Genomic DNA, 16,567 nt, shown 5'->3' on the forward strand with positions numbered 1-16,567 from the left:
AGTTTGACTCTGGGCGGTGTCACTTTGATCAGTAATGGGCAAGCTATTACGGTGTTCCCTCAGGTGATTACCAGCCCATTGGGTAATCAGCTGGTCGTGACCGGCATTAATTACAACCCGGTCACCGGGTTAGGCAGCGTTAATTACAGCTACACCCTGAGTGACAATGAAAATCATACCAAGCCTGCCAATGATGCGGCTCTGGGTGAGAGTTTCGGTGTGGTACTGGTGGACACCGATGGCGATAGTACCAGTGGCAGTCTGGATGTGGTGATCCTGGATGATGTACCGAGCGTCACGCTCACCTCTGGATCTGAAGGTGTGGGCAGTGTGTTCGTAGACGAAAGCTTGGTGGCATTGGACGGTGCAGGCAGTGACGGCATCGCCAGTGCCAGCCTGAGTGCTGCCAGCGTGCAGGCCCAGTTCAACCCGGCCTTCGGGGCCGATGGGGCGGGCACGATTGGTTACAGCCTGGCGCTCACGGGCAGCAACGTGGTCAGCGGCCTGTTTGCGGTAGATCCGCAGGCTCCCGATGGACAGGGCGAAGCCATCGTGCTGAACCAGGTGGGCAACGTTATCACTGGCAGTGCCGGTGGGGTGGATTACTTCACCCTGACCATCAACCCGAGCACCGGGGAAGTGACCCTGGCCCTGCTGGACAACGTCTGGCACGGCGACAGCGGCAATGCGGATGACAGCGTGGCGCTGAACCTGGGCAGCGGGGTATTGACCCTGGTGCAAACCGTGACGGACGCCGATGGCGACAGCGCCAGTGCCGCCATTGACGTGGGTACTGGCGGGGTATTCCGGTTTGAAGATGACGGCCCGGTGATCGACGTGGTCAGCCAGCATGGGGAGACCCTGCGGGTGGACGAAACCGTGCGCGGCGCAGGCGATGAGGAGACTGCCTCGGCCTGGGCCACCGACAAGGGCACGGTGCTGGGCTATGACACGGCCACGGCCGCGGCGCTGTTTGTCACCAGCGACACCGGCAGCGACGGTGGCGCGACAGCCTATAGCCTGACTGCAGCCAACGGCGCGGCGCTGGCCAACGGCACAGCCTCCGGGCTGTTCGATGCGGTGAACAACCAACCGATCTACCTGTACGTGAATGGCCAGGGCGAGGTGGAAGGGCGCGTGGGCAGCGACGGCGCGGCTGACCCGGAAGGCGCGGTGTCCTTCGTGATCCGCGTGAGTGGCGGCACACTGGAAATGGCGCAATACCGTGCGGTCGAGCACAACGACAGCAGCGACCACGATGAGAGCAGCTCGCCGGAGCTGTTGGATAACGGGGTGGTGTTTGTCACTGCGACCCTCACCGACGGGGATGGTGACACCGCCAAGGCCTCGGTCGACCTGGCCGGCCTGGTGGCGTTCGAGGACGACGGCCCGGTGATCGACGTGGTCAGCCAGCATGGGGAGACCCTGCGGGTGGACGAAACCGTGCGCGGCGCAGGCGATGAGGAGACTGCCTCGGCCTGGGCCACCGACAAGGGCACGGTGCTGGGCTATGACACGGCCACGGCCGCGGCGCTGTTTGTCACCAGCGACACCGGCAGCGACGGTGGCGCGACAGCCTATAGCCTGACTGCAGCCAACGGCGCGGCGCTGGCCAACGGCACAGCCTCCGGGCTGTTCGATGCGGTGAACAACCAACCGATCTACCTGTACGTGAATGGCCAGGGCGAGGTGGAAGGGCGCGTGGGCAGCGACGGCGCGGCTGACCCGGAAGGCGCGGTGTCCTTCGTGATCCGCGTGAGTGGCGGCACACTGGAAATGGCGCAATACCGTGCGGTCGAGCACAACGACAGCAGCGACCACGATGAGAGCAGCTCGCCGGAGCTGTTGGATAACGGGGTGGTGTTTGTCACTGCGACCCTCACCGACGGGGATGGTGACACCGCCAAGGCCTCGGTCGACCTGGCCGGCCTGGTGGCGTTCGAGGACGACGGCCCGGTGATTGACGTGGTCAGCCAGCATGGGGAGACCCTGCGGGTGGACGAAACCGTGCGCGGCGCAGGCGATGAGGAGACCGCCTCGGCCTGGGCCACCGACAAGGGCACGGTGCTGGGCTATGACACGGCCACGGCCGCGGCGCTGTTTGTCACCAGCGACACCGGCAGCGACGGTGGCGCGACAGCCTATAGCCTGACTGCAGCCAACGGCGCGGCGCTGGCCAACGGCACAGCCTCCGGGCTGTTCGATGCGGTGAACAACCAACCGATCTACCTGTACGTGAATGGCCAGGGCGAGGTGGAAGGGCGCGTGGGCAGCGACGGCGCGGCTGACCCGGAAGGCGCGGTGTCCTTCGTGATCCGCGTGAGTGGCGGCACACTGGAAATGGCGCAATACCGTGCGGTCGAGCACAACGACAGCAGCGACCACGATGAGAGCAGCTCGCCGGAGCTGTTGGATAACGGGGTGGTGTTTGTCACTGCGACCCTCACCGACGGGGATGGTGACACCGCCAAGGCCTCGGTCGACCTGGCCGGCCTGGTGGCGTTCGAGGACGACGGCCCGGTGATTGACGTGGTCAGCCAGCATGGGGAGACCCTGCGGGTGGACGAAACCGTGCGCGGCGCAGGCGATGAGGAGACCGCCTCGGCCTGGGCCACCGACAAGGGCACGGTGCTGGGCTATGACACGGCCACGGCCGCGGCGCTGTTTGTCACCAGCGACACCGGCAGCGACGGTGGCGCGACAGCCTACAGCCTGACTGCAGCCAACGGCGCGGCGCTGGCCAACGGCACAGCCTCCGGGCTGTTCGATGCGGTGAACAACCAACCGATCTACCTGTACGTGAATGGCCAGGGCGAGGTGGAAGGGCGCGTGGGCAGCGACGGCGCGGCTGACCCGGAAGGCGCGGTGTCCTTCGTGATCCGCGTGAGTGGCGGCACACTGGAAATGGCGCAATACCGTGCGGTCGAGCACAACGACAGCAGCGACCACGATGAGAGCAGCTCGCCGGAGCTGTTGGATAACGGGGTGGTGTTTGTCACTGCGACCCTCACCGACGGGGATGGTGACACCGCCAAGGCCTCGGTCGACCTGGCCGGCCTGGTGGCGTTCGAGGACGACGGCCCGGTGATCGACGTGGTCAGCCAGCATGGGGAGACCCTGCGGGTGGACGAAACCGTGCGCGGCGCAGGCGATGAGGAGACTGCCTCGGCCTGGGCCACCGACAAGGGCACGGTGCTGGGCTATGACACGGCCACGGCCGCGGCGCTGTTTGTCACCAGCGACACCGGCAGCGACGGTGGCGCGACAGCCTATAGCCTGACTGCAGCCAACGGCGCGGCGCTGGCCAACGGCACAGCCTCCGGGCTGTTCGATGCGGTGAACAACCAACCGATCTACCTGTACGTGAATGGCCAGGGCGAGGTGGAAGGGCGCGTGGGCAGCGACGGCGCGGCTGACCCGGAAGGCGCGGTGTCCTTCGTGATCCGCGTGAGTGGCGGCACACTGGAAATGGCGCAATACCGTGCGGTCGAGCACAACGACAGCAGCGACCACGATGAGAGCAGCTCGCCGGAGCTGTTGGATAACGGGGTGGTGTTTGTCACTGCGACCCTCACCGACGGGGATGGTGACACCGCCAAGGCCTCGGTCGACCTGGCCGGCCTGGTGGCGTTCGAGGACGACGGCCCGGTGATCGACGTGGTCAGCCAGCATGGGGAGACCCTGCGGGTGGACGAAACCGTGCGCGGCGCAGGCGATGAGGAGACTGCCTCGGCCTGGGCCACCGACAAGGGCACGGTGCTGGGCTATGACACGGCCACGGCCGCGGCGCTGTTTGTCACCAGCGACACCGGCAGCGACGGTGGCGCGACAGCCTATAGCCTGACTGCAGCCAACGGCGCGGCGCTGGCCAACGGCACAGCCTCCGGGCTGTTCGATGCGGTGAACAACCAACCGATCTACCTGTACGTGAATGGCCAGGGCGAGGTGGAAGGGCGCGTGGGCAGCGACGGCGCGGCTGACCCGGAAGGCGCGGTGTCCTTCGTGATCCGCGTGAGTGGCGGCACACTGGAAATGGCGCAATACCGTGCGGTCGAGCACAACGACAGCAGCGACCACGATGAGAGCAGCTCGCCGGAGCTGTTGGATAACGGGGTGGTGTTTGTCACTGCGACCCTCACCGACGGGGATGGTGACACCGCCAAGGCCTCGGTCGACCTGGCCGGCCTGGTGGCGTTCGAGGACGACGGCCCGGTGATTGACGTGGTCAGCCAGCATGGGGAGACCCTGCGGGTGGACGAAACCGTGCGCGGCGCAGGCGATGAGGAGACCGCCTCGGCCTGGGCCACCGACAAGGGCACGGTGCTGGGCTATGACACGGCCACGGCCGCGGCGCTGTTTGTCACCAGCGACACCGGCAGCGACGGTGGCGCGACAGCCTACAGCCTGACTGCAGCCAACGGCGCGGCGCTGGCCAACGGCACAGCCTCCGGGCTGTTCGATGCGGTGAACAACCAACCGATCTACCTGTACGTGAATGGCCAGGGCGAGGTGGAAGGGCGCGTGGGCAGCGACGGCGCGGCTGACCCGGAAGGCGCGGTGTCCTTCGTGATCCGCGTGAGTGGCGGCACACTGGAAATGGCGCAATACCGTGCGGTCGAGCACAACGACAGCAGCGACCACGATGAGAGCAGCTCGCCGGAGCTGTTGGATAACGGGGTGGTGTTTGTCACTGCGACCCTCACCGACGGGGATGGTGACACCGCCAAGGCCTCGGTCGACCTGGCCGGCCTGGTGGCGTTCGAGGACGACGGCCCGGTGATCGACGTGGTCAGCCAGCATGGGGAGACCCTGCGGGTGGACGAAACCGTGCGCGGCGCAGGCGATGAGGAGACTGCCTCGGCCTGGGCCACCGACAAGGGCACGGTGCTGGGCTATGACACGGCCACGGCCGCGGCGCTGTTTGTCACCAGCGACACCGGCAGCGACGGTGGCGCGACAGCCTATAGCCTGACTGCAGCCAACGGCGCGGCGCTGGCCAACGGCACAGCCTCCGGGCTGTTCGATGCGGTGAACAACCAACCGATCTACCTGTACGTGAATGGCCAGGGCGAGGTGGAAGGGCGCGTGGGCAGCGACGGCGCGGCTGACCCGGAAGGCGCGGTGTCCTTCGTGATCCGCGTGAGTGGCGGCACACTGGAAATGGCGCAATACCGTGCGGTCGAGCACAACGACAGCAGCGACCACGATGAGAGCAGCTCGCCGGAGCTGTTGGATAACGGGGTGGTGTTTGTCACTGCGACCCTCACCGACGGGGATGGTGACACCGCCAAGGCCTCGGTCGACCTGGCCGGCCTGGTGGCGTTCGAGGACGACGGCCCGGTGATCGACGTGGTCAGCCAGCATGGGGAGACCCTGCGGGTGGACGAAACCGTGCGCGGCGCAGGCGATGAGGAGACTGCCTCGGCCTGGGCCACCGACAAGGGCACGGTGCTGGGCTATGACACGGCCACGGCCGCGGCGCTGTTTGTCACCAGCGACACCGGCAGCGACGGTGGCGCGACAGCCTACAGCCTGACTGCAGCCAACGGCGCGGCGCTGGCCAACGGCACAGCCTCCGGGCTGTTCGATGCGGTGAACAACCAACCGATCTACCTGTACGTGAATGGCCAGGGCGAGGTGGAAGGGCGCGTGGGCAGCGACGGCGCGGCTGACCCGGAAGGCGCGGTGTCCTTCGTGATCCGCGTGAGTGGCGGCACACTGGAAATGGCGCAATACCGTGCGGTCGAGCACAACGACAGCAGCGACCACGATGAGAGCAGCTCGCCGGAGCTGTTGGATAACGGGGTGGTGTTTGTCACTGCGACCCTCACCGACGGGGATGGTGACACCGCCAAGGCCTCGGTCGACCTGGCCGGCCTGGTGGCGTTCGAGGACGACGGCCCGGTGATCGACGTGGTCAGCCAGCATGGGGAGACCCTGCGGGTGGACGAAACCGTGCGCGGCGCAGGCGATGAGGAGACTGCCTCGGCCTGGGCCACCGACAAGGGCACGGTGCTGGGCTATGACACGGCCACGGCCGCGGCGCTGTTTGTCACCAGCGACACCGGCAGCGACGGTGGCGCGACAGCCTACAGCCTGACTGCAGCCAACGGCGCGGCGCTGGCCAACGGCACAGCCTCCGGGCTGTTCGATGCGGTGAACAACCAACCGATCTACCTGTACGTGAATGGCCAGGGCGAGGTGGAAGGGCGCGTGGGCAGCGACGGCGCGGCTGACCCGGAAGGCGCGGTGTCCTTCGTGATCCGCGTGAGTGGCGGCACACTGGAAATGGCGCAATACCGTGCGGTCGAGCACAACGACAGCAGCGACCACGATGAGAGCAGCTCGCCGGAGCTGTTGGATAACGGGGTGGTGTTTGTCACTGCGACCCTCACCGACGGGGATGGTGACACCGCCAAGGCCTCGGTCGACCTGGCCGGCCTGGTGGCGTTCGAGGACGACGGCCCGGTGATCGACGTGGTCAGCCAGCATGGGGAGACCCTGCGGGTGGACGAAACCGTGCGCGGCGCAGGCGATGAGGAGACTGCCTCGGCCTGGGCCACCGACAAGGGCACGGTGCTGGGCTATGACACGGCCACGGCCGCGGCGCTGTTTGTCACCAGCGACACCGGCAGCGACGGTGGCGCGACAGCCTACAGCCTGACTGCAGCCAACGGCGCGGCGCTGGCCAACGGCACAGCCTCCGGGCTGTTCGATGCGGTGAACAACCAACCGATCTACCTGTACGTGAATGGCCAGGGCGAGGTGGAAGGGCGCGTGGGCAGCGACGGCGCGGCTGACCCGGAAGGCGCGGTGTCCTTCGTGATCCGCGTGAGTGGCGGCACACTGGAAATGGCGCAATACCGTGCGGTCGAGCACAACGACAGCAGCGACCACGATGAGAGCAGCTCGCCGGAGCTGTTGGATAACGGGGTGGTGTTTGTCACTGCGACCCTCACCGACGGGGATGGTGACACCGCCAAGGCCTCGGTCGACCTGGCCGGCCTGGTGGCGTTCGAGGACGACGGCCCGGTGATTGACGTGGTCAGCCAGCATGGGGAGACCCTGCGGGTGGACGAAACCGTGCGCGGCGCAGGCGATGAGGAGACCGCCTCGGCCTGGGCCACCGACAAGGGCACGGTGCTGGGCTATGACACGGCCACGGCCGCGGCGCTGTTTGTCACCAGCGACACCGGCAGCGACGGTGGCGCGACAGCCTACAGCCTGACTGCAGCCAACGGCGCGGCGCTGGCCAACGGCACAGCCTCCGGGCTGTTCGATGCGGTGAACAACCAACCGATCTACCTGTACGTGAATGGCCAGGGCGAGGTGGAAGGGCGCGTGGGCAGCGACGGCGCGGCTGACCCGGAAGGCGCGGTGTCCTTCGTGATCCGCGTGAGTGGCGGCACACTGGAAATGGCGCAATACCGTGCGGTCGAGCACAACGACAGCAGCGACCACGATGAGAGCAGCTCGCCGGAGCTGTTGGATAACGGGGTGGTGTTTGTCACTGCGACCCTCACCGACGGGGATGGTGACACCGCCAAGGCCTCGGTCGACCTGGCCGGCCTGGTGGCGTTCGAGGACGACGGCCCGGTGATCGACGTGGTCAGCCAGCATGGGGAGACCCTGCGGGTGGACGAAACCGTGCGCGGCGCAGGCGATGAGGAGACTGCCTCGGCCTGGGCCACCGACAAGGGCACGGTGCTGGGCTATGACACGGCCACGGCCGCGGCGCTGTTTGTCACCAGCGACACCGGCAGCGACGGTGGCGCGACAGCCTACAGCCTGACTGCAGCCAACGGCGCGGCGCTGGCCAACGGCACAGCCTCCGGGCTGTTCGATGCGGTGAACAACCAACCGATCTACCTGTACGTGAATGGCCAGGGCGAGGTGGAAGGGCGCGTGGGCAGCGACGGCGCGGCTGACCCGGAAGGCGCGGTGTCCTTCGTGATCCGCGTGAGTGGCGGCACACTGGAAATGGCGCAATACCGTGCGGTCGAGCACAACGACAGCAGCGACCACGATGAGAGCAGCTCGCCGGAGCTGTTGGATAACGGGGTGGTGTTTGTCACTGCGACCCTCACCGACGGGGATGGTGACACCGCCAAGGCCTCGGTCGACCTGGCCGGCCTGGTGGCGTTCGAGGACGACGGCCCGGTGATCGACGTGGTCAGCCAGCATGGGGAGACCCTGCGGGTGGACGAAACCGTGCGCGGCGCAGGCGATGAGGAGACTGCCTCGGCCTGGGCCACCGACAAGGGCACGGTGCTGGGCTATGACACGGCCACGGCCGCGGCGCTGTTTGTCACCAGCGACACCGGCAGCGACGGTGGCGCGACAGCCTACAGCCTGACTGCAGCCAACGGCGCGGCGCTGGCCAACGGCACAGCCTCCGGGCTGTTCGATGCGGTGAACAACCAACCGATCTACCTGTACGTGAATGGCCAGGGCGAGGTGGAAGGGCGCGTGGGCAGCGACGGCGCGGCTGACCCGGAAGGCGCGGTGTCCTTCGTGATCCGCGTGAGTGGCGGCACACTGGAAATGGCGCAATACCGTGCGGTCGAGCACAACGACAGCAGCGACCACGATGAGAGCAGCTCGCCGGAGCTGTTGGATAACGGGGTGGTGTTTGTCACTGCGACCCTCACCGACGGGGATGGTGACACCGCCAAGGCCTCGGTCGACCTGGCCGGCCTGGTGGCGTTCGAGGACGACGGCCCGGTGATTGACGTGGTCAGCCAGCATGGGGAGACCCTGCGGGTGGACGAAACCGTGCGCGGCGCAGGCGATGAGGAGACCGCCTCGGCCTGGGCCACCGACAAGGGCACGGTGCTGGGCTATGACACGGCCACGGCCGCGGCGCTGTTTGTCACCAGCGACACCGGCAGCGACGGTGGCGCGACAGCCTACAGCCTGACTGCAGCCAACGGCGCGGCGCTGGCCAACGGCACAGCCTCCGGGCTGTTCGATGCGGTGAATAACCAACCGATCTACCTGTACGTGAATGGCCAGGGCGAGGTGGAAGGGCGCGTGGGCAGCGACGGCGCGGCTGACCCGGAAGGCGCGGTGTCCTTCGTGATCCGCGTGAGTGGCGGCACACTGGAAATGGCGCAATACCGTGCGGTCGAGCACAACGACAGCAGCGACCACGATGAGAGCAGCTCGCCGGAGCTGTTGGATAACGGGGTGGTGTTTGTCACTGCGACCCTCACCGACGGGGATGGTGACACCGCCAAGGCCTCGGTCGACCTGGCCGGCCTGGTGGCGTTCGAGGACGACGGCCCGAGCGTGGTGATCACTGAAAACGGTGGCGCCAGCATGCAGCTAGATGAAACAGCGAGCAATAGCACCACTCCGCTGATCATCACGACTGGCTTTATTAAGGGCGATGATCCAGATGTGTCGGGTTTAGGTACGATAAGCACGAGTACCAGCGGCTCTGCTATCGTCAACATTGGCAGTGAACTCTATGGAGTCGATGGAGCTGCTCTCTCTGGAGCCAAGGTATATAACTTGGTGGTGACTAATACCAACTCAGGATTGAAGGTGACGGATGGATCGACCATCAGCCTCCAATCATTGGGGAATGGCACTGTCATTGGTGTTGTCTCTGGTGGTGCATTTAATGGTCAGGTGGCATTTGCCATCACCATTGGTAGTACAGGCGTCGTTTCTGTTGAGCAGTATCTGTCATTGCAGAATCCAACATCTCCTAATGACTACAATGAGACGGTTTCTCTGCTTGGTAATTCGCTGGGGGCGACTGTCACTATTACTGATGGTGATGGTGATAAGGCCACCAGCAATACCGTCGATATATCCAACAAGATTGTGTTCCATGATGATGGGCCCTCACTGACCAGCATAGAGAGCATCGTCATCAGCAATCAGGCGGGTGAAACCAACGGTAACATTGCTGGGCTCAACTTCGGAGCCGATGGTCCGAAAAGCTTCGCCATCACCAGTTGGCCGGATATTGATGGGGTTACCCATATCTGGAATCCCGATACTCAAACTTTGACCGCCACTTTTAATGGGGCCAATGGTCAATACGACAGCAATGATACCGTTTTCTATACCCTCAAACTCAATGGAGACGGTACCTATACCTTCAATTTGGTGACACCAGGGGAGGTGCAATACATCCCGTTGGACTTTGGTCAGGTTTCGGCCGGTGGCCCTCAAGAAACGGTCACGCTCACTCCCTTGGGGAACTCGGTAACATTCGACGGACTGTTGTTTGACCCTGTGACGCAAGCTGCTATCAACCTGCCTCTTAGCAGCGATGATGACATCAACCCGAACAGTATCGGATTCGGGATCAAGAATGGTAACTTGGAGGATAATGAGGGTTTCTCTGCTACGGTCGTCTCCCCGGTCGATGGCATGCAATTTACCGTGGTCAGTACTGCCGGGAATATTGATACCACTACCGTATATTGGGAGACCAAGGACGAGAACGGCAATGTGGTCGATTCAGGCAACATAGTGTTGACCGGCCTTAAGAGCGTGAATCCGGAACAGACCATCACCATCCTGTCTGATACTGAGTTCAGCAGTATTGAGGTGCGTTTCGATCACCAAGACTCAAACGATGCGGTTCGTATCCAGAATGTCAGCATCATCGACAAGGTGTTGCCGCCGGATCTGGATCTTTCGTACACCGCGACAGCTACAGATGGTGATAACGATACCGTTTCAGCTAATTTTACAGTCAGTGTCAATAGCGCCCCGACAGCCATTGCAGACAGTGCTTATGTAGCTGAAGGGCAAAGTGGTGAGACTAACCTACTACTCGTTGTGGATGTCTCTGGCAGCATGGCGGATTCTGTTTCCTACAACGGAAGCACCATGAGCAGACTCGATGCAACCAAACTCGCCCTCATAGATCTGCTGCATAGCTACGACAGCGCAAGCTCAGATGCTCGGGTGCGTCTTGTGCAGTTCAGTGGTGATAATGATGGCACTGATACGGGTGATGCAACGGCAGTAGGATCGGGATGGATGACCATAGCTCAAGCCATCACAGCGGTGACTGGGTTGACGTATGGCGATCTCCAGGGGATGGGGGATCTTACTAACTATGATGCGGCTCTTGCCATGGCACAGAGTGCCTTCGGGACCACTGGCAAGTTGGCGGGGGCGCAGAATGTGGCTTACTTCCTCTCCGATGGAGAACCCAACATAGGTAGCGGCGGTGCGGGGATAAGCAGTGGCGAGGAGTCCAGCTGGAAGGCCTTCCTCAATAATAACGACATGGTCTCATATGCCATCGGTGTTGGTAGTGGCGTCACCGGGGCCAACCTCAATCCGGTTGCCTGGAATGGCAAAGACGGCACAGAGATGGGAGGTCTGGTGGTCACTAACGAAAGTGATCTTTCCAACGTACTGCAGACCACGGTGATAGTGCCGACTATCTCTGGCAATGTCCTTAATAATGATGTGTCGGGTAGTGATGGCTGGCATGCACCTGCACTGGTTTCGGTGCACTACAACGGGGTTGATTATACCTTCACTCCGGGAGTGACATCTCACACCATCAACCTGGGCGCTGGGGTTGGTGCGGTGACGATACACAACAACGGCTCGTACCAGTTCACCCCCGTGTTTGCCAACGTCAATGCTCCTGTACTGGCCGACTTGACCTACACGGTAGCGGATGGCGATGGGGACATTGCTACCGCTACCCTCAAGCTGGGGCTGGGGGATCGCAGCGAGGTGTTTGCCTATGACAACGCAGATCAAGCCTTGGTGTATCAGGTCAGTCAAAGTATCAGTACGCCGACGGTGTTGGCCAACTTTGCCAGTAACAGCGCCAGTTCACCGTCCAGCGCCACTTGGGTGTTTGACAACTCGGATGATGGTGACAACGTGGTGAGTGCGGGTATTGCCAATGCTTCACAATGGGAGCTGACAGGTAACGCTTCGGTAACCGGTGGGTATCTGCAACTGACAGACGTAAACGGAGGTGGCTCGACTGTGGTGTTGACCCCAGAGTTCAGCATCGCGGCGGGTACAACTGCCACTCTGTCATTTGGTGTGGATGTGCGTAGTGGTTTTAACACAGGGGATAGCTTTACCTGGCAAGTAATTAACTCGTCTGGGCAAGTGGTGCAGTCCGGCACCCAAAACAGTGATGCAACAGTATCAGTGCCGACCTTGAACCCAGGGACCTACCGTATCCGCTATACGTTGACAGACAGCACCACCAACAACACTTCTGAGGTACGTCTGGACAATATCCAGTTGCTCACCCTATCGAGCGTACTGGTGACCGAAGCCGTCGCGGCAAGTGGTAACCTGTTGACCGATGCCAATACTGACTTGACCAGTAGCGATGCCTGGGGCTCTGTGGATGACAAGGGGGATGAGGGAGCAGCACTGCAGGTGTGGAATGGCAGTGCCTATATCACAGTCGTTGATGGCACTACAATTGCTGGCTTGTATGGTGATCTCGTGCTCAATCAGAACGGGTCATACACCTACACTCCTGACAAGATAATAGGCAACGTAGGGCAAGAGGAGAGCTTTAGCTATCGTCTGGTACAGGCAGATGGAGATAGTGATGAAGCTAATCTGGTCATCGGGATTGGCAGCAGTGCAGCACCGGATCCCAGTGTACTGGCAGGTGCTACTGCGGGGAATGACATTCTCACCGGTAGCAATCAGGATGACTTTATCTTAGGTCTGGGTGGTGATGACATCCTCAATGGTGGTGGTGGCAATGATCGTATTGAGGGGGGAGATGGTAACGATACCCTTGATGGCGGCAGCAGTAATGACATCTTGTTGGGGGGCAAGGGAGACGACATCCTGATCGGTGGTGATGGCAACGATCAGCTGATCGGTGGTCTGGGTAGCGACACCATGATGGGTGGCGCGGGCGGTGATACCTTTAAATGGATGGTGGGTGATGCCGATAATAATATCGACAACATTACCGACTTTACACTGGGCAGCCCTGCCAGCGGTGGCGACGTGCTGGATCTGTCTGATCTACTGGTTGGCGTTCCCAGTGGTGGCAGCAACGAGGATTTGGCCACAGTGCTGGACAATTACCTGCAGTTTGATACTACGGCCAACAAGCTGACCATAGATACCAATGGACTTCCGAGTGGGGGTTCCCAGCTGACGGTGCAGTTCCAGGGTAGTCTCGATCTGGATCACAATGGCGGTTTGACGACGAACCACGACATCATCAAGCAGCTGCTGGATGATGGCAACCTCAAGGTGGATCCGTAATCGAGTAATGGGGCCGGGCTATGCCTGGCCCCTGTTTTTTGACTGAGGGGGCGGCTAAGATAGCGGCAGTACAGGAGAGGGTCACCATGCAGTCATTCAATTGGGTCGATATCGATGGCATTCGCTATAGCTGGGATGGGCAGGGCAGCATTACCTGCACCGGCCAGTTTGGCTATCAGGCCACGATGGCAGGTGATCGGATCGATGCACTGGATCTTGAAAGCCAAGATGGCGAAGTGGCGGGTTCCCTCAATGTGGACTTCGCAGCCGCCACCATTGCTTTCACGCCGGCAGTAGATGCAGAGCCACCTCATATGGTGGTGCTGGTCGGGCATGATCAAGGGGAGCAGGAGTATTCGCTGCAGAGTCTGAGTGATACCTGCCTGCAGGATCTGCTCATGCACTCCGACAGCATCGACTGTGTTCCACTCATAACGTCCACACCGGCAGACCCGGTGATCCCGCCGCAAGGACACGTTCTGTCGTGGGATTCCTTCCATTTCGATGATGACGTCGTGCTCGGTTCCCGCAGCGTCACGCCGATGGCGCCCAGCCATCAAGAGCTGATGGGCAACGAGATCAGCATCAACATCGACATGACCAATCAGGTGCTGGATCAGATACCGCCATTGCACGATATATGAATCCCATTCGGCCACGGGCATAATGACCTCACTCTAATTGACTGAGGTTTTTTTCTATGTGGCGTCCCCTTCTTACCCTTTCCGCTCTGGTCGTCAGTGCCCCGTTATTCGCGCTTGAAGTACCACAAGCCCCGCATCTGGTGGTGAGTGGTTATGCCGAGCAGAAGGCCGAACCCGATATGTTGACCCTCAATGTGTCTGTGACCGCGCTGGAAAAGCAGGGCATCAAGGCCAAGCAGCAGGTGGATGGCAAGGTCGCGGCCTTCTTTGGTCAACTGGAAGGGTTGGGCATAAAGCGCAGTGACGTGGAGGCGGGCAACCTGGTGATCTCCCCCGAGTATCAGTATCCGCAGAACAAGAAGCCGGAACTGGTGGGTTACCGTGCCCAGCGTCAACTCGCGGTCAAACTCTACCAGCTCGACAAGCTGAGCGAGCTGATGGATACCGCCCTCAAGGCGGGTCTGGAGTCTGTGTCCCAGATAGAGTACGGCCTCAAGTCGCCGCAGACTATCAAGGAGCAGGCGCGTGTCGGTGCGGTAGAAGATGCCAAGACCAAGGCGGAATCCCTGGCCAAGGCGTTTGGCATGAAGCTTGGCAAGGTTTACAGCGTCGAGTACCGCAACAACACCCCCATGCCCATCTATAGTCGTGCACTCAAGGTGGCTGCCATGGCTGCGCCTGCCGCCGACATGATGGAAAACAGCTATCAACAGCAGCAGATCAGCATCACGGACAACGTGGAAGCAGTCTTCCTGCTGGAATAAGGCGTTGGCCATCCGGCCTTGTCGATCTATCCCAGGCCCGAGGCTCATCCCCTCGGGCTTGTTGTTTCTATCTGGCAAGCGGAACTGAGTGCGCAGGCGAGAGCGCGGCAACCGGATGATGATGTGGCTGGCCGGATCCGGATCTATATGATGCCAGGATGGGGGGCACGGATGCCTAGCCCGACGCTTTGGTGCCCGCGAGTTGTAGATGACGGATAGAAAGATGCCGGTCGGTGACCGGCATCTGATGGCGTAACGAGGTGGCGCGGATCAACCCAGGTTGGCGGCAACCCGTGCACGACACTTCTGTTTGAGCTGATAGCCGATGGCCAGCACGACGATCCAGACCGGGATGAGCAGCACCGAGATCTGGATGCCCGGAGTCAGGTACATGATGACCAGGATACCGGCCATGAAGGCGAGGCAGAGGTAGTTACCGAACGGGTACCAGAATGCCTTGAACTTGGGCTCAACCCCTTCGGCCTGTTTGCTCTTGCGAAACTTCAGGTGCGCGAGGCTTATCATGGCCCAGTTGATGACCAGGGCCGAGACCACCAGCGCCATCAGCAGCTCGAACGCCTTGCCCGGCATCAGGTAGTTGATCAGCACGCACAAGAGGGTTGCCGCGGCGGAGACTGAGATGGCCACCACGGGCACACCGCTCTTGTTGGTCTTGAGCAGGCTGCGCGGGCCGTTGCCCTGCTTGGCCAGACCGAACAGCATGCGGCTGTTGCAGTAGACGCAGCTGTTGTAGACCGACAAGGCGGCGGTCAGCACCACCATGTTGAGCACGGTGGCCACCAGGTTGCTGTCCAGCGCGTGGAATATCATCACGAAGGGACTGCCGCCTTCCACCACCTTGCCCCAAGGGTAGAGGGACATCAGCACGGCCAGGGCGCCAATGTAGAAAATGAGGATGCGGTAGATCACTTGATTGGTGGCCTTGGGAATGCTCTTCTCGGGGTCATCCGCCTCTGCGGCCGTGATCCCCACCAGCTCAAGACCGCCGAACGAGAACATGATCACCGCCATCGCCATCACCAGACCGCTGATGCCGTTGGGGAAGAAGCCGCCCTGGTCCCACAGGTTGGTGATGCTGGCATCCGGTCCGCCGTTGCCGCTGGCGAGCAGGTAGCCGCCAAAACCAATCATGCCGACGATGGCGACCACCTTGATGATGGCAAACCAGAACTCCATCTCGCCGAACGCCTTGACGTTGGAGAGGTTGATGGCGTTGATCAGCACGAAGAAGACGGCAGCCGACATCCAGGTCGGGATCTCGGGCCACCAGTACTGGACATAGATGCCGACCGCCGTCAGCTCGGCCATGCTCACCAGCACGTAGAGTACCCAGTAGTTCCAGCCGGAGGCGAAACCGGCGAAGTCACCCCAGTATTTGTAGGCAAAGTGGCTGAAGGAGCCCGCTACCGGCTCTTCCACCACCATCTCGCCCAGCTGGCGCATGATGAGGAAGGCGATAAAGCCGCCGATGGCATAGCCGAGCAGCACTGAGGGGCCCGCCATCTTGATGGTCTGGGCAATACCGAGAAACAGGCCGGTACCTATGGCACCGCCCAATGCGATGAGCTGGATATGGCGGTTTTTCAGGCCGCGCTTCAGCTCCTCGCCGTCTTGTTGAAGATCCATTCTTCCTTCCTTACGTCTCTGATGTCACTCGTCTGTCATTTCGCCCGTCGAGTCACTCCATGTGACCTTGCACGGCAAAGCGTGCTTGAAACGTGACGAAATCCGTATTTATTTCGTTACGGCAGGCCGCTTGTTGTTTTTTGTGGCGGCTACCAACGGAAGCAGAATAGTGATAATCGGTCGTCCACGCACCTGTTTTCCTCATCATTCGCCGGTTTTTTCGGCACAAGACAGGTTTTTTATGATTCGAACGCGCTGGCGGGGAGT

At 61.8% G+C, this 16,567-nt stretch carries 4 protein-coding genes; 3 read left to right on the forward strand and 1 reads right to left on the reverse strand.

Annotated elements, in window-relative coordinates; translation table 11 throughout:
* Positions 1-96 precede the first annotated feature (96 nt).
* From IU367_RS08230 to IU367_RS08240, 3 genes are all read left to right on the forward strand, one after another.
* A complete protein-coding gene (locus tag IU367_RS08230; protein ID WP_274454362.1) occupies positions 97-13,245 on the forward strand; it encodes a DUF5801 repeats-in-toxin domain-containing protein in 13,149 nt (4,382 codons plus the stop codon).
* A gap of 86 nt (positions 13,246-13,331) precedes the next feature.
* Positions 13,332-13,889, forward strand: coding sequence for a hypothetical protein (locus IU367_RS08235; RefSeq protein ID WP_274453984.1), 558 nt, complete (start codon positions 13,332-13,334; stop codon positions 13,887-13,889).
* Between the two features lie 56 nt (positions 13,890-13,945).
* On the forward strand, positions 13,946-14,653 hold the full coding sequence (locus IU367_RS08240; RefSeq protein WP_274453985.1) for an SIMPL domain-containing protein: 708 nt from the start codon (positions 13,946-13,948) through the stop codon (positions 14,651-14,653).
* A 270-nt stretch (positions 14,654-14,923) separates the two neighbouring features.
* Here the strand turns inward: IU367_RS08240 and IU367_RS08245 are convergent, their stop codons facing one another.
* Positions 14,924-16,300: an amino acid permease gene (locus IU367_RS08245; RefSeq protein WP_274453986.1), complete on the reverse strand. Its 1,377-nt coding sequence runs from the start codon at positions 16,298-16,300 to the stop codon at positions 14,924-14,926.
* Positions 16,301-16,567 lie beyond the last annotated feature (267 nt).

This window comes from Aeromonas bestiarum, assembly GCF_028751155.1.
GTDB classification, from domain to species: domain Bacteria; phylum Pseudomonadota; class Gammaproteobacteria; order Enterobacterales; family Aeromonadaceae; genus Aeromonas; species Aeromonas bestiarum.